General features: G+C 66.4%; 22 protein-coding genes, 1 tRNA gene and 1 riboswitch. Of the genes, 11 read left to right on the top strand and 12 right to left on the bottom strand.

Going from position 1 to position 23,654, the window contains the following annotated elements; translation table 11 throughout:
* Positions 1-119: 119 nt before the first annotated feature.
* Positions 120-488 (bottom strand): hypothetical protein, encoded by a 369-nt coding sequence (locus ACW17X_RS12395; protein WP_492097786.1) that lies wholly within the window; start codon positions 486-488, stop codon positions 120-122.
* A gap of 136 nt (positions 489-624) precedes the next feature.
* Here ACW17X_RS12395 and ACW17X_RS12390 point away from each other — a divergent pair, with 136 nt between their 5' ends.
* The 3 genes from ACW17X_RS12390 to ACW17X_RS12380 all read left to right on the top strand — a co-directional run bounded on the left by ACW17X_RS12390 (position 625) and on the right by ACW17X_RS12380 (position 2,978).
* The gene (locus tag ACW17X_RS12390) at positions 625-1,440 is read left to right on the top strand and encodes a hypothetical protein (RefSeq protein WP_492097785.1); all 816 of its coding nucleotides are present in this window, start codon (positions 625-627) and stop codon (positions 1,438-1,440) included.
* A 238-nt stretch (positions 1,441-1,678) separates the two neighbouring features.
* Complete coding sequence (locus ACW17X_RS12385) at positions 1,679-1,876, top strand: hypothetical protein (protein ID WP_492097783.1); 198 nt, start codon at positions 1,679-1,681, stop codon at positions 1,874-1,876.
* Positions 1,860-2,978, top strand: a complete 1,119-nt coding sequence (locus ACW17X_RS12380; RefSeq protein ID WP_492097781.1) for a tyrosine-type recombinase/integrase — start codon at positions 1,860-1,862, stop codon at positions 2,976-2,978. The genes ACW17X_RS12385 and ACW17X_RS12380 overlap by 17 nt, the downstream gene beginning before the upstream one ends.
* 26 nt (positions 2,979-3,004) lie before the next feature.
* Here the strand turns inward: ACW17X_RS12380 and ACW17X_RS12375 are convergent.
* Positions 3,005-3,081: transfer RNA gene (locus ACW17X_RS12375), tRNA-Arg, on the bottom strand.
* Between the two features lie 147 nt (positions 3,082-3,228).
* Here ACW17X_RS12375 and ACW17X_RS12370 point away from each other — a divergent pair.
* Positions 3,229-4,998, top strand: a complete 1,770-nt coding sequence (locus tag ACW17X_RS12370) for a gamma-glutamyltransferase family protein (RefSeq protein WP_492097779.1) — start codon at positions 3,229-3,231, stop codon at positions 4,996-4,998.
* Between the two features lie 22 nt (positions 4,999-5,020).
* Here the strand turns inward: ACW17X_RS12370 and ACW17X_RS12365 are convergent, their stop codons facing one another.
* Positions 5,021-5,884, bottom strand: coding sequence for a lipid A-modifier LpxR family protein (locus ACW17X_RS12365; protein ID WP_492097777.1), 864 nt, complete (start codon positions 5,882-5,884; stop codon positions 5,021-5,023).
* Between the two features lie 173 nt (positions 5,885-6,057).
* Positions 6,058-7,947: a ribonucleoside-diphosphate reductase subunit alpha gene (locus ACW17X_RS12360; protein ID WP_492097775.1), complete on the bottom strand. Its 1,890-nt coding sequence runs from the start codon at positions 7,945-7,947 to the stop codon at positions 6,058-6,060.
* Positions 7,948-8,221: 274 nt separating this feature from the next.
* On the opposite strand from ACW17X_RS12360, the gene ACW17X_RS12355 reads away from it, so the two are divergent.
* The 3 genes from ACW17X_RS12355 (at position 8,222) to ACW17X_RS12345 (ending at position 11,274) form a co-directional block, all read left to right on the top strand.
* Positions 8,222-9,019 (top strand): phosphatase PAP2 family protein, encoded by a 798-nt coding sequence (locus ACW17X_RS12355; RefSeq protein WP_492097773.1) that lies wholly within the window; start codon positions 8,222-8,224, stop codon positions 9,017-9,019.
* Positions 9,020-9,105: 86 nt separating this feature from the next.
* Entirely contained in the window at positions 9,106-10,425 is a 1,320-nt protein-coding gene (locus ACW17X_RS12350; protein ID WP_492097771.1) for an acetyl-CoA hydrolase/transferase family protein, read from the top strand.
* Positions 10,426-10,494: 69 nt separating this feature from the next.
* Positions 10,495-10,631: riboswitch (yybP-ykoY riboswitch) on the top strand.
* A gap of 79 nt (positions 10,632-10,710) precedes the next feature.
* Positions 10,711-11,274, top strand: a complete 564-nt coding sequence (locus ACW17X_RS12345; protein WP_492097769.1) for a TMEM165/GDT1 family protein — start codon at positions 10,711-10,713, stop codon at positions 11,272-11,274.
* Positions 11,275-11,278: 4 nt separating this feature from the next.
* Here the strand turns inward: ACW17X_RS12345 and ACW17X_RS12340 are convergent, their stop codons facing one another.
* Together ACW17X_RS12340 and ACW17X_RS12335 are read right to left on the bottom strand one after the other, a co-directional pair.
* Positions 11,279-11,860: a GDP-mannose pyrophosphatase gene (locus ACW17X_RS12340; RefSeq protein ID WP_492097767.1), complete on the bottom strand. Its 582-nt coding sequence runs from the start codon at positions 11,858-11,860 to the stop codon at positions 11,279-11,281.
* A gap of 23 nt (positions 11,861-11,883) precedes the next feature.
* Positions 11,884-13,122: an argininosuccinate synthase gene (locus ACW17X_RS12335; protein ID WP_492097765.1), complete on the bottom strand. Its 1,239-nt coding sequence runs from the start codon at positions 13,120-13,122 to the stop codon at positions 11,884-11,886.
* Between the two features lie 197 nt (positions 13,123-13,319).
* Here ACW17X_RS12335 and ACW17X_RS12330 point away from each other — a divergent pair, with 197 nt between their 5' ends.
* On the top strand, positions 13,320-16,169 hold the full coding sequence (locus tag ACW17X_RS12330; RefSeq protein WP_492097763.1) for a M16 family metallopeptidase: 2,850 nt from the start codon (positions 13,320-13,322) through the stop codon (positions 16,167-16,169).
* Positions 16,170-16,249: 80 nt separating this feature from the next.
* On the opposite strand, the gene yihA is transcribed toward ACW17X_RS12330, so the two are convergent.
* From yihA to rpmH, 4 genes are read right to left on the bottom strand one after another with little or no spacing between them, the layout of a single operon-like run.
* Positions 16,250-16,903 (bottom strand): ribosome biogenesis GTP-binding protein YihA/YsxC, encoded by a 654-nt coding sequence (yihA, locus tag ACW17X_RS12325; RefSeq protein ID WP_271165477.1) that lies wholly within the window; start codon positions 16,901-16,903, stop codon positions 16,250-16,252.
* Positions 16,900-18,699: a membrane protein insertase YidC gene (gene yidC, locus ACW17X_RS12320; RefSeq protein ID WP_492097761.1), complete on the bottom strand. Its 1,800-nt coding sequence runs from the start codon at positions 18,697-18,699 to the stop codon at positions 16,900-16,902. The genes yihA and yidC overlap by 4 nt, the downstream gene beginning before the upstream one ends.
* The gene (rnpA, locus tag ACW17X_RS12315) at positions 18,696-19,100 is read right to left on the bottom strand and encodes a ribonuclease P protein component (RefSeq protein ID WP_492088330.1); all 405 of its coding nucleotides are present in this window, start codon (positions 19,098-19,100) and stop codon (positions 18,696-18,698) included. Before rnpA ends, yidC begins: the two co-directional genes overlap by 4 nt.
* 29 nt (positions 19,101-19,129) lie before the next feature.
* Positions 19,130-19,264, bottom strand: a complete 135-nt coding sequence (rpmH, locus tag ACW17X_RS12310; protein WP_003164000.1) for a 50S ribosomal protein L34 — start codon at positions 19,262-19,264, stop codon at positions 19,130-19,132.
* Positions 19,265-19,390: 126 nt separating this feature from the next.
* On the opposite strand from rpmH, the gene ACW17X_RS12305 reads away from it, so the two are divergent.
* Both ACW17X_RS12305 and ACW17X_RS12300 read left to right on the top strand, forming a co-directional pair.
* Entirely contained in the window at positions 19,391-20,140 is a 750-nt protein-coding gene (locus ACW17X_RS12305; RefSeq protein WP_492097759.1) for a TVP38/TMEM64 family protein, read from the top strand.
* A complete protein-coding gene (locus ACW17X_RS12300) occupies positions 20,137-21,609 on the top strand; it encodes a sensor histidine kinase (RefSeq protein WP_492097757.1) in 1,473 nt (490 codons plus the stop codon). Before ACW17X_RS12305 ends, ACW17X_RS12300 begins: the two co-directional genes overlap by 4 nt.
* 3 nt (positions 21,610-21,612) lie before the next feature.
* On the opposite strand, the gene ACW17X_RS12295 is transcribed toward ACW17X_RS12300, so the two are convergent.
* A complete protein-coding gene (locus tag ACW17X_RS12295) occupies positions 21,613-21,876 on the bottom strand; it encodes a hypothetical protein (RefSeq protein ID WP_492097755.1) in 264 nt (87 codons plus the stop codon).
* 154 nt (positions 21,877-22,030) lie between these two features.
* Between ACW17X_RS12295 and ACW17X_RS12290 the strand changes: the two genes are divergently transcribed.
* Positions 22,031-22,531: a hypothetical protein gene (locus tag ACW17X_RS12290; RefSeq protein ID WP_492097753.1), complete on the top strand. Its 501-nt coding sequence runs from the start codon at positions 22,031-22,033 to the stop codon at positions 22,529-22,531.
* A gap of 10 nt (positions 22,532-22,541) precedes the next feature.
* On the opposite strand, the gene ACW17X_RS12285 is transcribed toward ACW17X_RS12290, so the two are convergent.
* Entirely contained in the window at positions 22,542-23,591 is a 1,050-nt protein-coding gene (locus ACW17X_RS12285; RefSeq protein ID WP_492097752.1) for a ribonucleotide-diphosphate reductase subunit beta, read from the bottom strand.
* Positions 23,592-23,654: the final 63 nt, after the last annotated feature.

Raw genomic sequence — 23,654 nt, 5'->3', positions numbered from 1 at the left:
CCGCCCTGGATGATTTCCCTAGGCGCCAGGGGCGTCACGCCCTGGAAATCCTGTCCACATGAACCCGCCCGCCAGGCGTGACCATGTCGAGTCGGCGCGCCACCTCGAGCTCGCCGCCGTCACGAGAACACCCCAAATCTAATATTGTCGATTCGACGAAGGACGGGGCTGAGTCCGTGAAGCCTCAGAACTTCCCTGGCGGTCAGTCCTCCGTCCATGGATCCTTCGGACAGAAACCTCATCGCCGCTTCGGTCGAGCCGAAGACATCCTGGGAATCGCGAGCGACCTTGTCGAGAAGGCGGTCGATCCGCTCATCTCCAACCGGCACCCCGAGCGCTTCGCCATAACGCGCGACTTCGCTGCGGAAGTCGGTGATCGGCTCCCGGGGCGACGGTGCCGCCGGATATCCGAAAATCAAGTTTCGGAAGAAGTAAACCACCCCTGACATAACAACGAGCGTTCCGATGAAGATCGCGTAGCCAGCCATCTCGCCGACCTCCCAAAATAATCCAACATACCAGCAGATTCAGGAACTTCGACAACCACTTAACGACCTATTTGGACGCAATTTTGCGAACCCCCTTAGATCAGCGTCATTTCCTGTACGCATCTACAATCAAACTTTGGCAACGACGCGTCGGTCGATCAAATTAAAAAACGCGTACGCCATCACGCTTTCGCTTTACGAAAGGACGCCGACGCGCTACCACCGATTCATGACAAAATATTTCCAGGATCCCCACCTCTGGTTTTTGGACTTCACGTCATCAGCCGCCGAGAGGATGACAAATATCAAGGGGCCGGTTCAGCGAGACTGGCGGCGCCGCGGCCTTCTCCCCGAAACCGATGGGTGGGCGCGCCATTCCGCGAGCGAAATCATCGAAATGGCTCTCAGAGAAGCGATGTCCCAGTTGGGATTGCCGCACCTGGACCCAGACATTGACTTGAGCGCTGCCATGGTGGCCACCAGATCCTGGGCTGCATCTCACCCGGACTCGACAGGTTACGGCGAGGGCATAGATCCAATTCTACACCCTGCCTCACAGTTTCTGGGCACACCCAAATATCGTTACGCTTGGACCAAAACCCCGTGGACCAAGGGGCTTGAACTGAAGCTTGCCGCCAGCTCCCAAGAACTCGCCGCGGTTCTTGGCGACAATGACGCCGATATTTCTGTAGGCATCGCAGTGATTGATCTGAAAGCGCTCGGATTGGCGATAGTCGAGCGGGCAGACGAGCCGCTTTGGTATGTCAGCCCTGGCCCTTGCCCTGACGAGGTCACTATGGCGCAAAATCTGGCGGGGCAAGGGGACATCGCGGCTCAAGAAGCCCTCACAGCCATCGGCGTGGCTTGGGATATCAACGACGAGGATTACCAGTACCTAATTCAAGTAAACAGCGAGTTGTCGAGCGATCGCGTGTGGGATGATGAAGATTAGTTCGTTTACGTCCACATCCGAACTTCAAGACATAAGCGTCAATTGGGCCCAGACCCAAAGTTCATGCCACGAAGGGTCTACAGCAGGTTCGGAAGCCAATACGCCGGCGCCATCATCTGCACATTCGATGAGATCATCACCCCGAGTTTCAAATAGAGGTGTTGGCAAGGCAAAACCTCGATTTGCGCTCCCCACAAACATCACCCGCCGCGGCCTCACCCTGGCTGAGGCGGCGGAGTTGGCTGGCCTCAGCGAAGGTCGTTTCGCCGTGGCCCGCGCCAAAGGCGAATACCCCAAGCCCACCCTCCCCGGCGGCCGGATAGACCGTGTCCTGCTGGAAAAGACGATGGACCGGTTGAGCGGCATCGTCTCCGCCGAGGCAGAGCAGGATCCCCTGGCCGCCTGGGAACGCAAGCGCCATGCGCGTCAAGCTTAAAGGCGTCAACACCGTCAAGAAGCGGCTCAGTGACGGCAGCGTCGCCCGCTATCATTATTTCCGCGCCACCGGCGCCAAGCTGGAGGGAGAGCCGGGGACGCCGGAATTCCTCGCCTCCTATGCGCGAGCCGAACAGCAGATCCGCGACGGCAATACGCGCGGCTTCATCGCCGGTCTGGTACGCTACTACACGCGGTCGCCGGAGTTTCGCACCCAGCTCGCGGAGACCACCCAGCGAGAATACAAGCGCAAGCTCTGGGCCATCGAGGAAGAGTTCGGCGACATGCCGGTCGCGGCGCTGAACAATCCCCGCGTCCGCGCGCCCTTCATGGAATGGCGCAACCGGGTCGCCGAGGAGTCGGGGCTGCGTGAGGCGGACTACCGCCTGTCGGTCACGTCGGCGATGTTGAGCTGGGCCGTGCAGAACGGCCAGATCGACATGAACTACATCAAGGGCTTCAAGCGCCTCTACCGCTCGGACCGGGCGGATGTGATCTGGCAGGCCGCCGACATCGAAGCCTTCATGGCGAACGCGCCGCTGGAGATGCAACGCGCCCTGATCCTGGCGCTCCACACCGGACTCCGGCAGGGCGACATCCTGAAACTGTGCTGGACCAACTACGACGGTGAAAGCCTGACGCTCAGCATCGGCAAGAACGGACGCGGCGGCCTCAAGGCGCGCCCGGTCGCCATTCCCTGCACCCAGTCCCTGCGGACCATGCTGGACGGGATGGAGCGCACCCAGGCGGTGATCCTGACCACCACGACCGGCCGCCCCTACACCAAGCGCCATTTCGGGAGCCAGTGGCGGCAAGCGATGAAGGCGGCGGGGATGGAGGGTTCGCCGCTGCACTTCCACGACCTGCGCGGCACGGCGATCACCATGCTGGCCGAGGCCGGGTGCAGCATCCCCCAGATCGTCTCCATCACCCAGCACTCGCTGGCGACCGCGACCCGGATCCTCGACGTCTACATGTCCCGGACGCGTCACCTCGCCAACCAGGCCATCGCCCAGTTCGAGAACGCCTCGGCAACCAATTCTGCAAACCGGCTGCAAACCGCCGCGCCAAAACGCGCCAGCGGCCGTTCACCTCAAGGATGAAATATAATGATTTCAATGAGAAGAGATGGCGCACCCGGAGCGATTCGAACGCCCGACCCCCAGATTCGTAGTCTGGTGCTCTATCCAGCTGAGCTACGGGTGCGGCTGCCTTGCGGCGAGGGCGGGTCTTTAGCGGTAGAAATCGGCGGGCGCAAGCGGGGGAGTGCAGTTTATGCGCGGTCGACGGTTGGCGCGGGGGTCGGGACGGCCTAGGTCGGAAGGCGACGCCCTCCCTCGTCCGGACAACGCCATGTATTTCTTCCGCCGTCGCCTCGCCGCCCTGCTGATTCCTGTCTTGATCGCCGGGTGTCAGACCGGCGTGCTCGCGACACGGAGCGCGGCCGAAGCGAGCGCGCCGGTTCAGGCCCCGAGACAGGACCAGACACAAGCCCAGACACTGGCGGACGCCCCGGCGCGCGGCCCCTTCGTTGCGGCGGCCAATCCGCTGGCGGTCGAGGCGGGGATGAAGGTGCTGCGGCGGGGCGGGTCGGCGGTGGATGCGGCGGTGGCCGTCCAGGCGGTGCTGGGCCTGGTGGAGCCGCAGTCGTCGGGCCTGGGCGGCGGGGCCTTCCTGATGAGCTATGAGGCGGCCACGGGACATGTGACGGCCTATGACGGCCGCGAGACGGCGCCGGCCTCGGCCACGCCGGAGCTGTTCTACGAAAACGGCAAGCCGCTGAGCTTCATCGACGCCCTGTTGTCAGGGCGTTCGACCGGAGCGCCGGGCGCGGTGGCCATGCTGGCCATGGCGCAGAAGGATCACGGCAAGCTGGCGTGGCGCGATCTGCTCGGTGAGGCCGAACGGCTGGCGCGCGACGGTTTCGAGGTCAGCCCGCGCCTGGCCGGCATGATCAACGGCCCCGTGCCCCAGGCGCGCAGCCGGTGGGCGCAGGCCTATTTCACCAAGGCGGACGGCGAGCGGTATCAGGCCGGCGACGTCCTGAAGAACCCCGCCTACGCCCGGACAGTGGCGGCCCTGGCCGAGGAGGGGCCTGGCCTGTTCTATGGCGGCCGTATCGGTCAGGAGATCGCCCGGACGGTGGCGGAAGGACCGCGCCCCGGCGGCCTGACCGAGGCGGACATCGCCGCCTATCGCCCCTTGCGACGTGACGCCCTGTGCCGGCCCTATCGGATCTATGTCGTCTGCACGCCCCCGCCGCCGTCCAGCGGCGTGGCCCTGTTGCAGTTTCTGGAGATGGCCGAACAGACGCCGGATCTGCAGAAGGGCGCCGAAAATCCTGCGGCCTGGGTCGCCTTCGGCCGGTTGCAGCGCCTGATGTACGCCGACCGCGACCGCTATGTGGGGGATGCGGACTTCGTCGGGGTGCCGATCGCCGGCCTGCTGGATCCGGACTATGTCGCATCGCGCGCCGCCCTGGTTCCCACCCTGAACGGTCCCGCGACGGCCGGAGCCCCGACGGGCTCGCCCCCGCGCGGCGAGGACCGGACGGCCGAGCCGGGCGGCACCTCGCACATGGTCATCGTCGACGCAGAGGGGAACGCGGTCAGCATGACGACCACGGTCGAGAGCATCTTCGGCAACGGCCGGATGGTCGAGGGCTTCTTCCTGAACAACCAGCTGACCGACTTCTCCTTCACGCCGATGGAGAACGGCCATCCGGCGGCCAATTCGGTGGCGGCGGGCAAGCGGCCCCGGTCGTCGATGACGCCGGTGTTGATCCTGGATCGCCAGGGCCGTCTGGTCGGGGCCATCGGCTCGCCGGGCGGGTCCAGCATCCTGGCCTATGTGGCCAAGGCCCTGGTGGGGATCATCGACTGGGGTCTGCCTGTGCAGGCGGCGATCAACCTGCCCAATCTGGTGGTGCGGGGCGAGATGGTCGGCGCCGACACCGCCCTGATCGCGCCGGACATCCGCGACGCCCTGGCGGAGGCGGGGATCAGCCTGCGGCCCAATACGACCGAGACCTCGGGCCTGCACGGGGCGATGTGGCGCGACGGCCGGTGGGACGGAGGCGCCGATCCGAGGCGAGAAGGCGTGGCGGTGTCGGAGGTTCGCTGACGTTCGGCGACTCGACTGCGGATCAGCGGCGCGGCTTGATCGACAGCTGGAAGGCGATCATGCCCTCGTCCACATCGGTATCCAGGCCGTTCATGCCGCGCAGACCCTTGCCGGCGTCAATCTCGCGATAGACCAGGCCGACCGAGGTCTGTACGTCGCCCCGTCGATAGGCCACGCCGACCGAGGCGTCGCCCAGGAAACCGCCGCGATCCTGGGTATAGCCGGAGCGGGCGTAGTCGCCGTCGCGGGTGCGGGCGAAATTATAGCCGACCGCCCGGCCGGACCCGGCGGCGTAGAGATACCACCGGGGACGCTCGCCGAAGCGCGCGGTTCCGTCGGGGGCGAGACGATCCAGGCCTTCGCCGATCTTCAGGGTGGCCCCGGCCTCCGCCGATCCGCCGTCGCTGCCCAGGCCGAAACCGGCGTGGGGCGTCAGACTGACTTCCAGGCCGGAGGCGGTGTGCCCCACGGCGCCGCGGAAGCCGCGAACATAGCGCAGGTCATAGGCTTCCGCGTCCAGCTCGGCCCGGTCGATCGGCGTGACCGGCAGGGGCGACCCGTCGGCGCGACGCAGCCGCCCGGCGGTTTCCAGAGTGACCCGGTCGGTGAAGGCCTTGCGGTCGATCCAGATGTCATTGCGGCTGGTGGCGGCCAGACCTTCGGTTTCGGCCGGCCGCAAGGGCGCGCTCATCTCGATCTCGGATCCGAAACGGGCGTCGGGTGTAACGCGGAACCCACCCTGCTCGTTGAGATGCGCCGTCAGCGCCTGGGGGGTTTCGGGGGCGCGGTCGAAGGCGTCAGGAACCGAGGCCTGGGCGCGCACGTCGGCGAAACCGACTGACGCCAGGACAATCCCTACTCCAACGCTCCACACCGCTACGCGCATTCGGTCTCCCCACCGTCCGCTGTTACCCAGCTTGCACCAGATACAACCAGAGTCCAACAGACATTTTCACGACACTCTTTGGTCCCTTTTGAACGACGCCGCCGCGCGGGGGTTCCAGGCGTGAAAAAGGGCCCCGCCTGCGCGGAGCCCTTTCAGGTCTGACATCCAACCGCCTACTGGCAGGCGAGGCACTCGTCGTAGTCGGTCTTGGGCATGGAGAAGAGGTCGGGCTGGTTGGGGTCGATGACCGCCTCGGCCTTGTCCTCGGCGCCGGCGAAGGCGGCGCGCTGCACCGACTTGGAGCGCAGATAATACAGTGACTTCACGCCGCGTTCCCAGGCGGACCAGTGCAGCATGTGCAGGTCCCATTTGTTGACGTCGCCGGGGATGAACAGGTTCAGCGATTGCGCCTGGCAGATTTCCGGGGCGCGGTCGGCGGCCAGTTCCACCACCCAGCGCTGGTCCAGTTCGAAGGCGGTCTTGTAGATGCCCTTCTCGTCCTCATTCAGGGCGTCCAGGTGCTGGACCGAGCCCTCGTGCTCGAGGATCGAGTTCCAGACCGCCTCGGTGTTGATCCCCTTCTCGTCGAGCAGACGCTCCAGATAGGGGTTCTTGACCGCGAACGAGCCCGACAGGGTCTTGTGGGTGTAGATGTTGGCCGGGATCGGCTCGATGCCGGCGGACGTACCGCCGCAGATGATCGAGATCGAGGCGGTCGGGGCGATGGCCAGCTTGTGGCTGAACCGCTCCATCACGCCGCGCTCCTCGGCGTCGAGGCAGGGGCCCTTTTCTTCGGCCAGGACGCGGCTGGCCTTGTCGGCCTCGCGACGCAGGTGCTTGAACAGGCGCATGTTCCACGACTTGGCCATGGCGCTTTCGAAGGCGACGCCTTGGCCCTGCAGGAAGGAGTGGAAGCCCATCAGGCCCAGGCCGACCGAACGCTCGCGCTTGGCCGAATAGACGGCGGCCTTCATTTCCTCCGGTGCGCGGCGGATGAAGTCCTCCAGCACATTGTCCAGGAAGCGCATGATGTCTTCGATGAACTTGGGCTCTTCGCGCCATTCCAGGAAGGTCTCGGCATTGACCGACGACAGGCAGCAGACGGCGGTCCGGTCCACGCCCAGGTGGTCGCGGCCGGTGTGCAGCATGATTTCGGCGCACAGGTTCGACTGTTTGACCTTCAGGCCCAGCTCGCGCTGGTGCGGCGCCATCTGGCGGTTCACCGTGTCGGCGAAGATCATATAGGGCTCGCCGGTCTGCATCCGGATGTCGAGCAGCTTGGTCCACAGCGAGCGGGCGTCGACGGTCTTGATGACCGCGCCGTCCTTGGGCGACTTCAGGTCGAAGGTGGCGCCGGCCTTCACCGCCTCCATGAATTCGTCCGTGACGTTCACGCCGTGGTGCAGGTTCAGGGACTTGCGATTGAAGTCGCCCGAGGGTTTGCGGATCTCGAGGAATTCCTCGATCTCGGGATGATGGATGTCCAGATAGACGGCGGCCGAGCCGCGGCGCAGCGAGCCCTGGCTGATGGCCAGGGTCAGCGAGTCCATCACGCGGATGAAGGGGATGATGCCCGAGGTCTTGCCCGCGCCCTTGACCTTCTCGCCGATGGAGCGGACGCCGCCCCAGTAGGTGCCGATGCCGCCGCCGTTCGAGGCCAGCGAGACATTCTCGTTCCAGACGTTCTGGATGCCGTCCAGGCTGTCGCTGACCGCATTGAGGAAGCAGGAAATCGGAAGGCCGCGATCCGCGCCGCCGTTCGACAGGACCGGGGTCGCCGGCATGAACCACAGGCGGCTCATATAGTCATACAGGCGCTGGGCGTGTTCGGGATCGTCCGAGAAGGCGGTCGAGACGCGGGCGAACATGTCCTGATAGCTTTCGCCCGCCAGCAGGTAGCGGTCTTCCAGCGTCTTCTTGCCGAAGTCGGTCAGCAGGGCGTCGCGCGAACGATCCACCTGGACCGATTTCACGACAGTCAGATGCGGCTTCTCAGGGGTCGCGTTCGTCACAACACCTTGGAATTCCGTCGTCTTCAAAGCCTCGCCGCCAGCCATGGTCATCTGCGTCCTGAACAATAAACAGCCTAGAGCCACCTGCGTCGCCACCACATCATCTAGTGGCTTCCGCGCTCCCTGAGCCCACATATAGGGCGCACATGCCTAATAACCCGTCAACGTCTTGACGCTCGCTTTGTCGGCGAATCGGTCGGACAAGTCGTCCACGCCTGGGGAAAATCCAGCGAGCAAGCCAGCAAACCCCTCATGGGCGTTCGCAGTTGCGATATCACGAACGCGTGATCGGAACATAGGGCGAGCTTGGCCGTTTGGCCCGTCCATGACCGTTTCAGATTTCCGTCCCTTTTTGATACGCGCCCTGACGGTTGCGCGAACAGAGATCGCCGCTTTGACGGCCCTGTTCGTCGCCGCGATCGGCGTCATGACCTTCGTCGAGATCGCCGACGACATGACGGAGGCCGACGGCCAGGCCTTCGACCATCAGGTTCTGGCCCTGCTGCGCCCCTATGCCGACGACCCCGGCCGGCCCCGGGGGCCGTGGTGGCTGAAGGAGGCGGCGGCCGACATCACCTCGCTGGGCGGCATATCGGTGCTGGGCCTGTTCGCCCTGATCGTCATCGTCTTCCTTTTGAGCCAGAGGAAATGGCTGTCGTCCGTCCTGCTGGCCCTGGGCCTGATCGGCGGCGTGATGCTCAGCGAGGGGCTGAAGGCGGTGTTCGAGCGCGAACGCCCGCCCCAGGCCCTGCAGGCGGTCGAGACGATCAACGCCAGCTTCCCCTCCGGCCATGCCCTGCTGGCGACGGTCTTCTATCTCAGCGTCGCCGTCATGCTGACGCGGGCCTTTCCGCGTCAGAGGTTCAAGATCTTCGTCCTGGGCGTCGGCATGGTCATGGCCCTGCTGGTGGGGCTGACCCGCATCTATCTAGGGGCCCACTGGGCGACGGACGTCTTCGCCGGCTGGGCGGTGGGATCGGCCTGGGCAATGGTTCTGTGGCTGGTCGCCTATGGGGTCGCGCGTTGGCAGAAGCGTCACCGGGCGCCCCTGCAGGACGAGCCGTCGCCGATGGAAGCCGAGACACCAGAGCCGGAAACCATGGACGATCCGACCAAAGTCTAGACCCGTTTTCGCGTTGGACGCAGGGTAGTCTGCCCTACGACGCCGCCTCGATCTGAACAGGGCGGCGCGCAGACGGGAGATACGCCATGGACCATGCCGCCCTCTATGCCGAACGGCTGAAGACGCCGGACCAGGCGGCCGCCCTGATCCGGTCGGGCGCCAAGGTCGCGATGGGCGTGGGCGTTTCCCAGCCCCCCGCCCTGCTGAAGGCCCTGGCCGAGCGGGCCGAGCGGGGCGAGGTCGAGGAGGTGAACCTCTATTATCTGCTCTCCACCGCCATCGCCGGCGACACGGTGCTGCGCTACGAGCTGATGGACCGGATCCGGCCGTGGAGCCTGTTCCACAGCGCCGTCGAACGCCGGCTGGAACAGCGCGCCTTCGAGGAGGGGCGGCCCAATCCGGTTCAGTTCATCCCGACCGGCTTCCAGCAGTCGCCGCGCCTGCTATGCGACGAAGTCGGGGTGGACGCCCTGGTCTGCACCGTCTCGCCGATGGACGCCGACGGATTCTTCTCGTTCGGGACGAACACGGACTACGCCAAGCCGGTGTCGGAGACGGCGCGGACCATCGTGGTCGAGGTCAATCCGCACATGCCGCGCGTGTTCGGCGACTGCACCGTTCATGTGTCCAGGATCGCCGGCATTGTCGAACACCCCGCCCCCCTGCTGGTCGTGCCCAGGGCCGAGCCCCAGCCGGCCGACCTCGCCATCGGCCGGATCATCGCCGACCTGGTCGAGGACGGGGCGACGCTGCAAATGGGGATCGGCGCCCTGCCCAACGCCGTCTGCGACGCCCTGAAGGACCACCGCGACCTGGGCGTCCATACAGAAATGCTGACGCCGGGCCTGGTCGAACTGATGCAGGCCGGGGTGGCCAACCACGCCCGCAAGACCCTGCACCCCGGCGTCGGGGTCTTCGCCTTCTCGATGGGCGACCAGAACACCTATGACTTTCTGGACGGCAATCGCGGGCTTGAGGCTCGTCCGGTCTCCTATGTGAACGATCCGGCCGTGATCGCGCGCAACGCCAAGATGGTCTCGGTCAACGCCACGCTTCAGATCGACCTGAGCGGCGCCTGCTGTTCCGAGTTCCTGAACGGGCGCCAGTTCACCGCCTCGGGCGGACAGCTGGACTTCGTACGCGGCGCCTATGGCTCCGAGGGCGGCAAGTCGATCATCGCCTGCCATGCGACGGCGGCCAAGGGGACCTGTTCGCGCATCGTCGCCCGGCTGGACGGTCCGGTCACCACGCCCCGCAATGACGTCCACCTCGTCGTCACCGAATACGGCTGGACCAACCTGAAAGGCAAGTCGACCAGCGAAAGGGCCCGCGCCCTGATCGCCTTGGCCGCGCCCCAGTTCCGCGACGACCTGACGGCGGAGGCGGGACGGCAGAGATTGATCTGAACCCAGCCTTTCTGACCCAAGTTTGCGAGTCGTTATCGACTTTTCATTTCCGACGTCACGGCCTAAACCCCGGCTCGTCATCGGGGAGTAGCCGCCCGCAACGATCAGCGGGGCTCGCATCAACATACTTCCTCTCCCGGAGAGGATGGTGCGGGAACGGTCCGAGGCCCTTTTGGGGTCCGGATCACGGCAAGACCGGCGGCTTTCGCAGGGATGTCCACGCGGGGCCCGGCTGCGAACGCCACAGGTCCGTCCGCCGAGGCTCCCGCGCACACAGGTTCCTTCTTGGAAGCCTTTCTGATCTCGACCGGCCTGGTCTCCATCGCGGAGATCGGGGACAAGACCATGTTGCTGTCCATCGTCATGGCGGCGACCTGGCGACGGCCGACCCCCATAATCCTGGGCATTCTGGCCGCCACCCTGCTGAACCACGCCTTCGCCGCCCTGGCCGGCACGGTTCTGGCCCATTTCATCACCGGCGAATGGATGCGCTGGATCGTCGGCGTGGCCTTCCTGGGCTTCGCCGCCTGGGCCCTGATCCCCGACACCCTGGACGAACAGAGGGGCGAGGTTCAGCGCGGCTTCTGGGCCATCTTCTGGACCACCGCCTCGGCCTTCTTCCTGATCGAGATGGGCGACAAGACCCAGGTCGCCACCGCCATGCTGGCCGCCCGCTTCGAGAACCTGCCCCTGGTCGTGGCCGGATCGACCCTGGGCATGATGCTGGTCAACGGCCCCGCCGTCCTGCTGGGGGAGACGGCGGCGAAGAAACTGCCGCTGAGATGGATCCGGCTGGCTGCTGCGGCGGGCTTCGCCGCGACGGGACTGTGGATCCTGCTGGCGCCCTGATCCCTTATCGGAAGACCGTAAGGGCCAGGTGCTGCAACAGCATGATGGTCTTGGCGTCGCGGATGCGGCCGTCGGCGATCATGGCCAGGGCTTCGTCCAGCGTGGGCTCCAGCACCTCGATGTCCTCACCCTCGTCCGGATGGCCGCCGCCGTCGCCGATCCGCATCGACGGATCGTACTCGGCGACGAAGAAGTGCAGGATTTCGGTGACGGAGCCGGGGCTCATGAAGGCCTCGAACACCTTGCGCACCGCGCCGAGACGATAGCCCAGCTCTTCCTCGACCTCGGCGCGGATCCGCACCTCGGGCTCGGCGTCGTCCAGCAGGCCGGCCGCCGCCTCGATCAGCAGGTCGTCATAGCCGTTCAAATAGGCCGGCAGCCGGAACTGCCGCACCAGCAGCACGGTTCGCGCCGCCGGATTATAGGGCAGCAGCACCGCCCCATTGCCCCGGTCATAGTGTTCCCGGTCCTGGGTCTGCCAGACGCCGTCGCGCCGTTTCCAGTCGAACCGGGTGGTCTTCAGCACATACCAGTTGTCCGAGAGAAGCCGGGTCTCATGGATCCTGACGCGGTCCTTGACGGTCATCGGCTTCCCTCGGGAGTCTATCGCTAGGCCTTGCGGGCGTCGCGCTTGGCTAGGACGCGCAGGCGCAAGGCATTCAGCTTGATGAAGCCGGCGGCGTCCTTGTGGTCATAGGCCTGGACGCCTTCTTCGAAGGTCACCAGATCCTGGTCGTACAGGCTGTTGGGGCTCTCGCGGCCGATGACCGAGACATTGCCCTTGTACAGCTTGACCTTGACCACGCCCGAGACGTTTTCTTGGCTCTTGTCGATGGCGGCCTGAAGCATCTCGCGCTCGGGCGAGAACCAGAAGCCGTTGTAGATCAGCTCGGCGTATTTCGGCATCAGCTGATCCTTCAGGTGCATGGAGCCGCCGTCCAGGGTGATGCTTTCGATGCCGCGGTGGGCCGCGATCAGGATGGTCCCGCCAGGGGTCTCATAGACGCCGCGCGACTTCATGCCGACGAAACGGTTCTCGACCAGGTCCAGACGGCCGATGCCGTTGTCGTGGCCGTACTGGTTCAGGGCGGTCAGGATCGTGGCCGGCGACATGGCCTCGCCGTTGATCGAGACGGCGTCGCCCTTCTCGAAACCGATCTCGATGACGGTCGCCACATCCGGCGCGTCCTCGGGCGAGATGGTGCGCTGGTGGACGAACTCGGGCGCCTCGACCGCCGGGTCTTCCAGCACCTTGCCCTCGGACGACGAGTGGAGAAGGTTGGCGTCGACCGAGAAGGGCGCCTCGCCGCGCTTGTCCTTGGCGATCGGGATCTGGTTCTTCTCGGCGAAGTCCAGCAAGGCCTCGCGGCTGCGGAACTCCCACTCGCGCCAGGGGGCGATGACGCGGATGTCGGGCTCCAGGGCATAGTAGCCCAGCTCGAACCGGACCTGGTCATTGCCCTTGCCGGTCGCGCCGTGACAGACGGCGTCGGCGCCGACCTGACGGGCGATCTCGATCTGGCGCTTGGAGATCAGCGGACGGGCGATGGAGGTGCCCAGCAGATAGTCGCCCTCGTATTGCGCATTGGCGCGGAACATCGGGAAGACGAAGTCGCGCACGAACTCTTCGCGCAGGTCGTCGATGAAGATGTTCTCGGGCTTAATGCCCAGCTTCAGCGCCTTCTCACGCGCAGGGCCAAGCTCCTCGCCCTGGCCCAGGTCGGCGGTGAAGGTCACGACCTCGGCATTATATTCGGTCTGCAGCCACTTCAGGATAATCGAGGTGTCCAGTCCGCCCGAATAGGCGAGAACGACTTTCTTCACGGGCTTGTCGGCGGGGGCGGACATGGCGGCTCTTTCGGTAAACTCAGGCAGCAGGGATCGGGGAGTTGACGCGCGCATAAGACCGGGGGTCCGGCGATGCAACCTTTTCCGGGGCTCAGGCGCGCGAACATGAAGCTTTGTTCATGTTCATCGGGTCGCGTTGCCAGCGCACCGACCGTCGTTATGGTCCGGTCCAACTGTAACCCAAAGGATGTCATTCAATGCGCCGTACCGGTTCCCTCGTCGCTGCAGCCGCCCTTCTGGCGGTCACCACTCCGGTCTGGGCCTCGGCGCCCGCGGCGCCCGTTCAGGCCGCCGCGCCCGCAATCCAGGCCGCGCCGGTGTCCGAACTGGTCGCCGAAGTCGATATTCCCTACACTAGGTTCACCCTCGACAACGGCCTGACCGTGCTGGTGCACGAGGACCACAAGGCCCCGGTCGTGGCCGTGTCGGTCTGGTACAATGTCGGGTCCAAGGACGAGCCGGCCGGCAAGACCGGCTTCGCCCACCTGTTCGAACACCTGATGTTCGGCGGGTCCGAGAATGCGCCGGGCAGCTATTTCACCCCGATGCGCAACATGGGCGCGACGGACATGAACGGGACCACCTGGTTCGACCGCACCAACTATTTCGAGACCGTCCCGACCCCGGCGCTGGAACAGGCCCTGTTCATGGAAAGCGACCGCATGGGCTATATGCTGGGCGCCATCACCCAGGAGACTCTCGATCTGCAGCGCGGCGTCGTCCAGAACGAGAAGCGCCAGGGCGACAACCAGCCCTACGGCCTGAACGAGTACAAGCAGCTGGAGGCCCTGTTCCCCGAAGGCCACCCCTATCGCCACTCGACCATCGGTTCGATGGCCGACCTGGACGCGGCGTCGATGGAGACGGTGCGCGACTGGTTCCGCTCCAACTATGGGCCCAACAACTCCGTGCTGGTCCTGGCCGGCGACATCACGCCCGCCAAGGCGCGTGAACTGACCCAGAAATATTTCGGCCCCATCCCGCGCGGTCCGGTCAACACCCCGGCCCAGGCCGCCGTCCCGACCCTGGCCGCCCCGATCGCCGAGACCACCCAGGACCGCGTTTCCAACGCCCGGGTCCAGATCAGCTGGGCCGTGCCCGGCATGCTGGATGCGGACGCCGTGCCCCTCAGCGTCGGCGCCTCCGTCCTCGGCGGCCTGGCCAGTTCGCGCCTCGACAACGCCCTGGTGCGCGGTGAGCAGAGCGCCGTCTCGGTCAGCGCCTCCAACGGCGCCTTCCACCGCGTCGGCATGTTCGAGATCACCGTCGACGTGAAACCGGGCCAGGATCCGGCCGCCGTCGAGGCCCGCACCCGTGAAATCCTGAACGGCCTGATCGCTGACGGCCCGACCGCGGCCGAGGTGGAACGGGTCAAGACCCAGTATGTCTCGCGCACCGTCCAGGGCCTGGAACAGGTCGGCGGCTTCGGCGGCAAGGCCGTCGCCCTGGCCGAGGGCCAGCTCTACGCCGGCGATCCGGAGCACTACAAGAAAGAGCTCCAGGCCTATGCGGCGGTGACCCCGGCCCAGGTCCAGGCGGCGATGCGGAAGTGGCTGACCCGTCCGGCCTATACGCTGACGACCCTGCCGGGCGAGCGCGAAGCCTATCAGGAGGCGGCCGAGGCGCCGTCGGGGGCCAACCACACCCCGGCCCCGCCGATCGAGCGCGTGACCCGCATGCCCAAGCCCGAGATCGCCGCCGTCGCCAACGTCGACTTCCCGTCGGTCCAGCGCACGCGCCTGTCGAACGGCGTCGAAGTGGTCTACGCCCAGCGTGACGCGGTGCCGGCGACCAAGATCGCCATCGACTTCGACGCCGGCCTGGCCGCCGACGACGCGTCGAAACTGGGTCTGCAAAGCCTGATGCTGGACCTTATGGACGAGGGCACCCGCACCCTGAATGCGACCCAGCTGGCCGAGGCCCAGGAAACCCTGGGCGCCACCATCTCGACCGGCGCCTCGATGGACCGTTCGGTGGTCCAGCTCTCCGCCGTGACGCCGAACCTGCAGCCGTCGGTGGCCCTGCTGGCCGATGTGGTCAAGAACCCGGCCTTCGCCGCGCCGGAGCTGGAGCGTCTGCGCGCCACCCGCCTGTCGCGCATCGCCGCCGAACGGACCCAGCCGGCCGCCCTGGCCAACCGCGCCTTGCCGGAACTGATCTACGGCGCAGCCAGCCCCTATGGCCGCCCCTTCAGCGGCAATGGCGACGAGGCCAGCATCAAGGCGATCACCGAGGCCGACATCCGCGCCGACTACGCCGAATGGATCCGGCCCGACAACGCCAAGATCTTCGTGGTCTCGGACAAGCCCCTGTCGGACATCACCCCCGTTCTGGAGGCCGAGTTCGGCCGCTGGACCGCCCCGGCGGTCGCCAAGGGCATGAAGGACTTCTCGGGCTCCATCCCCGCCACCACGTCCCGGATCGTGCTGATCGACCGCCCGCAGTCGCCCCAGTCCTACATCCTGGGCGGCGAGGTTCTGGCGGCTCAGGGCACGGACGATCTGCTGGTGTTCAACGCGGCCAACAATGTGCTGGGCAACGACTTCCTGTCGCGCATCAACTCGGATCTGCGTGAAACCAAGGGCTGGTCCTATGGGGTCAACGCCTCGGTCGCCGGCTTCGTCGGTCGCGTGCCCTATCTGGTCACCGCCCCGGTCCAGGCCGACCAGACCGGCCCGGCCATCGCCGCGCTGAACGCCCAGTTCAATGATTTCCTGAAGGGCGGCAAGGGCGTGACCCCCACTGAGCTGGAACGCACCGTCAACGGCAACACCCGTCGCCTGGCCGGCAGCTACGAGACCTCGTGGGCGGTTCTGGGCGCCATGCGAGGCAACGACATGCTGGGCCGCCCGGACGACTACCCCGAGACGGTCGCCGCCCGCACCAACGCCCTGACGGCGGCGCAGATGGATGCGGCGGTCAGGGCCGCCCTCGACCCGTCGCGCTTCGTCTGGGTCGTCGTCGGCGACGCCTCGGTGGTCAAGCCGCAACTCGACGCCCTGGGCCTGCCGGTCGAGGTCCGCTCGGCGGGGCCGGCCGCCCAGTAGAGCGGGCCACAGCCTGAAACTAAGAAGGCCCGGAGAGCGATCTCCGGGCCTTTCTCATTGTTCGTTCCGTCGTGGTTGGATCAGTCCAGCGTCGCCCCGGTCGTGCGCATGATCTCGGCGCGCAGCTCGGGCAGACCCAGGCCTTTCTCGGAAGAGGTCAGGGCCACCACCGGGAAGGCGGCGGGGCGTTTGGAGATGGCCTTCAACGTGGCCTCTTGAACGGCCTCGCCTTCGCCCTTCTTCAGCTTGTCGGCCTTGGTCAGGACGATCTGATAGCTGACGGCCGCCAAGTCCAGCGCATCCAGCGCCTCCTTGTCCACGCTCTTCAGCCCATGGCGGCTGTCGATCAGCAGATAGACCCGTTTCAGCGTCACCCGGCCACGCAGATAGTCGCGGCCCAGGTCCTGGAACTTCTTGACCGTGGTCTTGGACGCCTTGGCCCAGCCGTAGCCGGGCAGGTCGACCAGCCGCATCCGGCCGTCCAGATCGAAGAAATTGACCTCGCGCGTCCGGCCCGGCTCATTCGAGGCGCGGGCCAGCTTGTGCATGCCGACCAGGCCGTTGATCAGGCTGGACTTGCCGACGTTCGACCGGCCGGCGAAGGCGATCTCCGGCAGGTCGGGATCGGGCAATTGCTCGATCTTGGCGGCGCCCATGATGAAGGTCGCCGGCCGCGCGAACAGGATCCGCGCGGCCTCGATGTCCTCAGGGGTGAACTCGGTTTCGTCGATCACGCGGCCTTCGTCTTCCGGATACGGGCGATGAAGTCGTCGATCGGGTTCTCCGCCTTGTAGCGGTGCATGATGTAATACTGCTGCAGGATGGTCAGGACGTTGGACCAGGCCCAGTAGACCAGCAGGCCCGCCGCGAACGGGGCCATGATGAAGGTGAAGACTAGCGGCATGAACTGGAAGATCTGGCGCTGGACCGGATCGGCCGCCGGCGGGTTCATCGCCGTCTGCAGCCACATGGTCAGGCCATAGGCCACCGCCAGCAGACCGATGCCCAGCGGCCCGACCAGCAGCCCGCCCAGCAGGGGCAGGGTCGCCGGATCCCACGGGATCAGGCCGAACAGGTTCCACACCACTGACGGATCGCGCGCCGACAGGTCGTTGATGAAGCCCAGGAAGGGCTGGTGCCGCATTTCGATGGTGACGGTCAGCACCTTGTACAGGGCGTAGAAGACCGGGATCTGCAGCAGAAGCGGAAGACAGCCGGCGACCGGATTGATCTTCTCCTTCTGGTACAGGGCCATCGTCTCCTGCTGCTGCTTCTGCGGATCGTCTTTGAACTTCTTCTTGATCTCCTCCATCTTGGGCTGGAGGTTCCGCATCTTGGACATGCTGGCGTAGGCGTTATTGGCCAGCGGGAACATGACCAGCTTGACGATGACGGTCAGGGCCAGAATGGCGACGCCGAAGCTGCCGACCAGGCCATAGACGTTCTCCAGGATCCAGAAGATCGGACGCGTCAGGAACCAGAACATGCCCCAGTCGATCGCATAGACGAAGCGCGGCAGGCCTAGGTTCTCTTCATAGGTTTTCAGAACCTCGGCACGCTTGACGCCGGCGAACAGGCGCTGGGTCTCGGTCGCGGTCGCGCCCGGCTGGATGGTGCGGGTCGCGCCCAGGATATTGGCTTCCAGCTGCTGACCGCCGTTGACGTCGCGGACGCGGAATTCGGTTTCGACCGCCTCGTCCTGCTGGGGCAGCAGGGCCGCCAGCCAGTATTTGTCGGTGATGCCCAGCCAGCCGCCGGTCGAGGCGTTCTCGATCCGCGGCTCTTTCAGCCAGTCCTTGTACTTCTTCTGCTCGGTGCGATAGGCACCCGGCTTGCCGAAGGTGCCGATGGCGCCCTCGTGGACGATGTGGGACGAACCGGCCAGCGGCGGCACGCCCTGGCGCTGGACGCTGCCATAGGGGGCGATGGTGATGGCCTGGGTTCCCAGGTTCTGGACCGTGTCTTTGACCGAGAAGACATAGCGATCATCGACCGACACCAAACGGGTGAAGCGCAGGCCCTGGCCATTGTCCCAAGTCAGGGTGATCGGGCTGGTCGGGGTCAGGGTCGAACCGGCGGTCAGGCGCCAGACGGTGTTCGGACCGGGCACGCCGCCGACCACATTGGGGCCGGTCCAGCCGAACTGGGCGAAATAGGCGTTCTGCATGCCCTGCGGGCGGAACAGTTCGACCGGCTCAGGCTTGTCCTGCGTCTCTTTGTAATCGGTCAGGAACAGGTCGTCGATCCGCCCGCCCTGCAGCGACAGCGACCCCTTCAGCGTGCCCGACTGGATCGGCACGCGCGCGGCGGTGCTCAGCGCCTGGCTGCGGTCGGTGACGAAGGTCGGTCCCTGGGGGCTCAAGGCCGTGCGGGCGGCGTTCTCGGCCGTCTGCGACTGTTCGGCCTGGGCCTGCTGCTGGACGGCGCGGCGTTCGGCCTGCGGACGCAGCACGGTGAACCAGTAAATTCCCAGGATCAGGGCCGAGCACACGATGAAGATGATCGTGTTGCGCGAGTTCTCGTTTTTCATGGATTCGGGCGGTCCTGGCCGGATGGGGCGCGGGCGGGCGAAGGCCGGTCGGCCTTCGGTGTCGCCAGCCTTGTAAGCGTCGATTTCACGTCGTCAAGCAGACGGTCCCACGCACGCTCGGTCGTGCCCATGCGGGCGATGAAGACATAGTCGCTGCCGGGCACGCCGTGGAGGGGCAACATGGCCCGTGCAGCCTCGCGCAGACGGCGTTTGGCGCGGTTGCGCACCACGGCCCCGCCGATCTTGCGGGTGGCGGTGAAGCCCAGGCCGATGTGCGGCGAACCGTCGCCGCGTTCCAGCCTCTGGATCACCACGCCGCCGCGCGCTTCGGAAACGCCTTTGGCGGCCGCCAGGAACTGGGGCCGCCGCAACAGACGTTTGATCTGTAAAGGGTCGCTCATGCGTCCTTGGCTCCGGACGCGAGAGCCGCTTACGCCGTCAGGCGCTTGCGGCCCTTGGCGCGACGGCGCGCAACAATCTTCTGGCCGTTCTTGGTGGCCATCCGGCTGCGGAAGCCGTGACGGCGCTTGCGCACGAGTCGCGACGGCTGATAGGTCCGCTTCACGGTCGGCTCCTGACGTTAAAAGGTTGGGCGACGGGGCAAGAGGCGTCCGTCGCAGGAAGGGCGGGCGTATAAGTCGCATGTCCGCGTGAGTCAACGCTCGGACGGCATTTCGGGAATGAAGAGCGTATGGCGAAACGAACGGCGAAGGAATGGGGCCTGCGACTGCTGCCGCTGGCGGTCATCGCCAGCCTGGTGGTCGCCTTCTTCGCCCTGGGCTGGAACCGCTATCTGTCGATGGATCTTATCCGCGAGCACGGGCTGAATCTCCAGGCCTACGCCCAGACCCATTGGTGGATCGCCTTGGTCGCCTTCATCGCCGTCTACGCCCTCGCCACCGCCTCCACCATCCCCGGCCCGGTCTTCCTGACCCTGCTGGGCGGGATGATGTTCGGCCCCTATGTCGGCGCCCTGGCCCAGGCCAGCGGCGCCACCATCGGCTCGGTCGTCATCTATTCCGTCTATCGCACCTCGATCGGCACCTGGCTGCGGGCCAAGTTCGAGGCGGACGCCGGCTTCATGGATCGGGTGGCCAAGGGGATCGACCGCAACGCCTTCACCACCCTGTTCACCCTGCGCGTCATCCCCAGCGTGCCCTTCGTCCTGGTCAACGCCACGGCGGGCATGATGGCGGTGCCGCTGCGGCCCTATGTGATCGCCACCTTCATCGGCCTGCTGCCCTCCACCTTTATCTACACCTGGATCGGATCGCAGTTGGGCGACCTGCTGCGGGCCGGGGTGCGGCCGGACCTGCCGATGCTGCTGCGCCAGTTCTTCTGGCCGCTGATGGGGGTGGTCTTCCTGTCCCTGCTGCTGCCCATCGGCATCAAGCTGGTTCAGATGATCCGCGCCCGACGCGCGGAGGCCGCCCCGGCATGAGCGCGCTGTTCGACAAGGCGGCGGCGGCGCTGAAACTGTCGCCCGAGGCGGCGGAGACCTGGCGCGAGCGGCTGCGCCCCCGCGCGCCAGACGGCCTGTCGGCGCGGCTGCTGCTGCTGACCGTGGCCTTCACCCTGGCGGTCGAGGCCCTGATCATGGGGCCGAACCTGGCCGCCTTCCACGAGCGCTGGCTGCGCGACCGGCTGCAGGCGGCCGAACTGGCCTCCGTCGGGGTCGAGGCCCTGCCCTATAGCGCGGTCGAGGACGATACGGCGGCCGAGCTGATGCGGATCGGCGGGGTCCAGGCCGTGGCCCTGACGGAACAGGGCGTGCGGCGCCTGCTGCTCCAGGCGCCCAATCTGCCCCGCGCGCCCGAACTGATCGACCTGCGCCAGCAGAACAGCTGGGCGCGGCTGACCGACCCCTGGCGCACCCTGTTCGGCCATCCGGACCGGTCGCTGCGGGTCCAGGCCAAGCCGCGCTATCGCTCGGGCGACTTCATCGAGATCGTCACCCCGGCCCAGCCGCTGAAGCTCGAACTGAAGGCCTTCCTGCTGAATAGCCTGCTGGTGTCCCTTCTGGTGTCCCTGACGGCCGGCGCCCTGCTCTACGGCGGTCTGGCCCTGCTGGTGCTGCGGCCCCTGCGGCGCGTCACCCGGTCGATGGAGCGGTTCGCCGCCGACCCCGAGAGCGAGGCCGAGGCGCCGTCGGACCGGCATGACGAGATCGGCCGGGTCGAGCGTGAGCTGTCGCGGATGCAGGAGGAGGTCCGTCAATCGCTGCGTTCGCGCGCGCGCCTGGTCGCCCTGGGCGAGGCGGTGGCCAAAATCAATCACGACCTGCGCAACATGCTGACCTCGGCCCAGATGGCGTCGGAGCGGCTGGCGACCTCGGCCGACCCCCAGGTGGCCAAGGCCCTGCCGCGGCTGGAGCGGGCGCTGAGCCGGGCCGCAAGCCTGTCGCGCAATGTGCTGGAGTATGGCCGCAGCGAGGAGCCGGCACCCCAGAAGACCCGCGTGGTCCTGACCAAGGCCCTGACCCTGGCGGCGGAGGATGCGGGGCTGGAGCCGGAGGGGGTGCGGCTGGTCAAGCAACTGCCGGCCCGGTTCGCGGTCGAGGCCGATCCGGATCAGCTGTATCGCATCCTGGTCAATCTGATGCGCAATGCGCGGCAGGCCATCGAGGCCGATGCGGGGCGGCCGGCCGAGCGGCGGGGCAAGGGGGCGATCACCGTCAGCGCCTTTGGCGAGGACCGGCTGTGCGTCATCCGCATCGCCGACGACGGGCCGGGCATTCCGCCGCGCCTGGCCGAGCGGCTGTTCGAACCCTTCGTCAGTTCCAAGAGCTCGGACGGCTCGGGCCTGGGCCTGACCATATCGCGTGAGCTGGCGGCCCTGCACGGCGGCGAACTGCGGCTGGTCCCCAGCGAAGGCGGCGGGGCTGTGTTCGAGCTGCGGCTGCCCGCCTGATCCCTATTCCAGCCCGTCGTCGGAGACGACGAAGGCCCGGTTGGCGGCCTTGGCCTCGGCGGCCAGCTCGTTCTGCACCAGATGCCAGCGGCGCAGCCGCTCGTAGTCGATGGCGTGTTCGGGCGAGGCGTCCAGCCAGTGGCGGAAATCCTCGATCTGCAGCCTGGCGTTGGGCGCGGCGGGATCGGGCAGGGCCGGGACGTTGGGCAGCTGGCGCGCCACTTCGGCGGGGATGGGGAAGTCTCCGGACGAGGTGCTGAGGATCATGGCTTGGGCTCGGTGGCGGGGGTGGCGTCAGAGAGGACCTCGACCATGACGCGAAGCTGGGCCGGGCGCCACCTTTTCGTCACGAGGGCGTTGTTGCGACGGATCTTCTTAAAGGCCAAGGTTGGTCGCGAGGGTCCGAACCCAGGAGATGTCCATGATCATCCGAACACCCCTGATCTGCGCCCTGCTGGCGGCGACCGTTGCGGGGTCGGCCCTGGCCCAGACGGCGACCGATCCCTATGCGGCCCCTGACCCCTACCGCGACCAGCGCGCCCTGCCCGATCCCAACGACCCGGCGGCGCGCGAGGCGATGGAGCGGGCGCGGGGCGAGGCCTATCACCGGGCCGACGACTCCAAGCAGACCGAGGAAGAGCTGCGGCTGACCCGGGCCCTGAACGCCGAGATCGCGGCCCAGAACAGCCTGGCCGACCGGGCCGACGAGGCGGCCCGGCTGGAGTATGATGCGGCCGTGGCCCGGCATCAGATCGAGGTCCGCCGGATCGAGGACCAGGCCCGGGCGGCGGCCGAGGCGACCCGGGCGGCGCAGGACCAGTACGACCGCGACTACGCCGCCTGGCGCGAACAGGTGCGGCTGTGCCAGTCCGGCTTCCGCGAGGCCTGCACGGCCCGACCCGCCTGGGTCAGGCCGCAGTAGGCCGGTCGGCTCAGCCCGCGACCAGGCTCATGTCGCGGCGGGCCATCATCCGGTCGAACTCGGTCCAGACGCCGTCGGCGCCGTGCCAGTTCCCTTGAGTCGCGGCCTTCGAATATTCGGTGGCGCGGGCCTCGAAGAAGTTGGCGTGCTCGACGCCCGACAGCAGGGACTGCAGCCAGGGCAGCGGGTTTTCCGTCACCCCATAGACTTCCGGCAGCTTCAGCTGGCGCAGGCGCCAGTCGGCGATGAAGCGGATATATTGCTTGATGTCCTCGGGGGTCATGCCCTGGACCGAGCCCATTTCGAAGGCCAGGTCGATGAACTTGTCCTCCATGCTCACCACCGTCTTGCAGCAGTCGACGATGTCGTCGGCCACAGTCTTGGTGACGGCCCCCGTCTCCTTGTTGAAGGCGTGGTACAGCTTGATGATGCCCTCGCAGTGCAGGCTCTCGTCGCGCACCGACCAAGACACGATCTGGCCCATGCCCTTCATCTTGTTCTGGCGCGGGAAGTTCATCAGCATCGCGAACGAGGCGAACAGCTGAACCCCTTCGGAGAAGCCGCCGAACATGGCCAGCGTCCGGCAGATGTCGGCGTCTGAATCCACGCCGAACTGGCCCATATAGTCGTGCTTGTCCCGCATGGCCTCGTATTCCATGAAGGCGCCGAACTCGCTCTCGGGCATGCCGATGGTCTCGAGCAGCAGGGCGTAGGCCGCGATATGGATGGTCTCCATATTGCCGAAGGCGGCCAGCATCATCTTGACCTCGGTCGGTTTGAACACCCGACCGTAGCGTTCCATATAGTTGTCCTGAACCTCGATGTCCGCCTGGGTGAAGAAGCGGAAGATCTGGGTCAGCAGGCTGCGTTCATTGTCGTTCAGGGTCGAGGCCCAGTCCTTGACGTCCTCGCCCAGCGGCACCTCTTCCGGCATCCAGTGGACCTGCTGCTGCTTCTTCCACATGTCGAACGCCCACGGATAGCGGAACGGCTTGTAGGCGGCGGACGGGGTCAGAAGACCGGCGCGGTCGGGGCGGATGATCGGGGTGATGGCGTTCATCGAACTGGACCTGAGAAAGCGATTCCGGAGAGGGGTTCACCATGCGACTCCGCACGCCCGGCG

It is taken from the genome of Brevundimonas sp. FV1ye4L, from assembly GCF_058681255.1.
The sequence above is the reverse complement of the archived record's forward strand: the minus strand, read 5'-3'. Positions and strand labels throughout refer to the sequence as shown.

What these genes read in the sequence shown, in the direction of transcription:
- ACW17X_RS12350 (WP_492097771.1), top strand. Translation starts at nt 9,106, where the DNA reads ATGGACCATGCCGCCCTCTATGCCGAACGGCTGAAGACGCCGGACCAG.
- rnpA (WP_492088330.1), bottom strand. Translation starts at nt 19,100, where the DNA reads ATGAGCGACCCTTTACAGATCAAACGTCTGTTGCGGCGGCCCCAGTTC.
- ACW17X_RS12330 (WP_492097763.1), top strand. Translation starts at nt 13,320, where the DNA reads ATGCGCCGTACCGGTTCCCTCGTCGCTGCAGCCGCCCTTCTGGCGGTC.
- ACW17X_RS12285 (WP_492097752.1), bottom strand. Translation starts at nt 23,591, where the DNA reads ATGAACGCCATCACCCCGATCATCCGCCCCGACCGCGCCGGTCTTCTG.
- yidC (WP_492097761.1), bottom strand. Translation starts at nt 18,699, where the DNA reads ATGAAAAACGAGAACTCGCGCAACACGATCATCTTCATCGTGTGCTCG.
- ACW17X_RS12365 (WP_492097777.1), bottom strand. Translation starts at nt 5,884, where the DNA reads ATGCGCGTAGCGGTGTGGAGCGTTGGAGTAGGGATTGTCCTGGCGTCA.
- ACW17X_RS12360 (WP_492097775.1), bottom strand. Translation starts at nt 7,947, where the DNA reads ATGACCATGGCTGGCGGCGAGGCTTTGAAGACGACGGAATTCCAAGGT.
- ACW17X_RS12380 (WP_492097781.1), top strand. Translation starts at nt 1,860, where the DNA reads ATGCGCGTCAAGCTTAAAGGCGTCAACACCGTCAAGAAGCGGCTCAGT.
- ACW17X_RS12395 (WP_492097786.1), bottom strand. Translation starts at nt 488, where the DNA reads ATGGCTGGCTACGCGATCTTCATCGGAACGCTCGTTGTTATGTCAGGG.
- ACW17X_RS12290 (WP_492097753.1), top strand. Translation starts at nt 22,031, where the DNA reads ATGATCATCCGAACACCCCTGATCTGCGCCCTGCTGGCGGCGACCGTT.
- ACW17X_RS12335 (WP_492097765.1), bottom strand. Translation starts at nt 13,122, where the DNA reads ATGTCCGCCCCCGCCGACAAGCCCGTGAAGAAAGTCGTTCTCGCCTAT.
- ACW17X_RS12340 (WP_492097767.1), bottom strand. Translation starts at nt 11,860, where the DNA reads ATGACCGTCAAGGACCGCGTCAGGATCCATGAGACCCGGCTTCTCTCG.
- ACW17X_RS12305 (WP_492097759.1), top strand. Translation starts at nt 19,391, where the DNA reads ATGGCGAAACGAACGGCGAAGGAATGGGGCCTGCGACTGCTGCCGCTG.
- ACW17X_RS12370 (WP_492097779.1), top strand. Translation starts at nt 3,229, where the DNA reads ATGTATTTCTTCCGCCGTCGCCTCGCCGCCCTGCTGATTCCTGTCTTG.
- ACW17X_RS12300 (WP_492097757.1), top strand. Translation starts at nt 20,137, where the DNA reads ATGAGCGCGCTGTTCGACAAGGCGGCGGCGGCGCTGAAACTGTCGCCC.
- ACW17X_RS12355 (WP_492097773.1), top strand. Translation starts at nt 8,222, where the DNA reads ATGACCGTTTCAGATTTCCGTCCCTTTTTGATACGCGCCCTGACGGTT.
- ACW17X_RS12295 (WP_492097755.1), bottom strand. Translation starts at nt 21,876, where the DNA reads ATGATCCTCAGCACCTCGTCCGGAGACTTCCCCATCCCCGCCGAAGTG.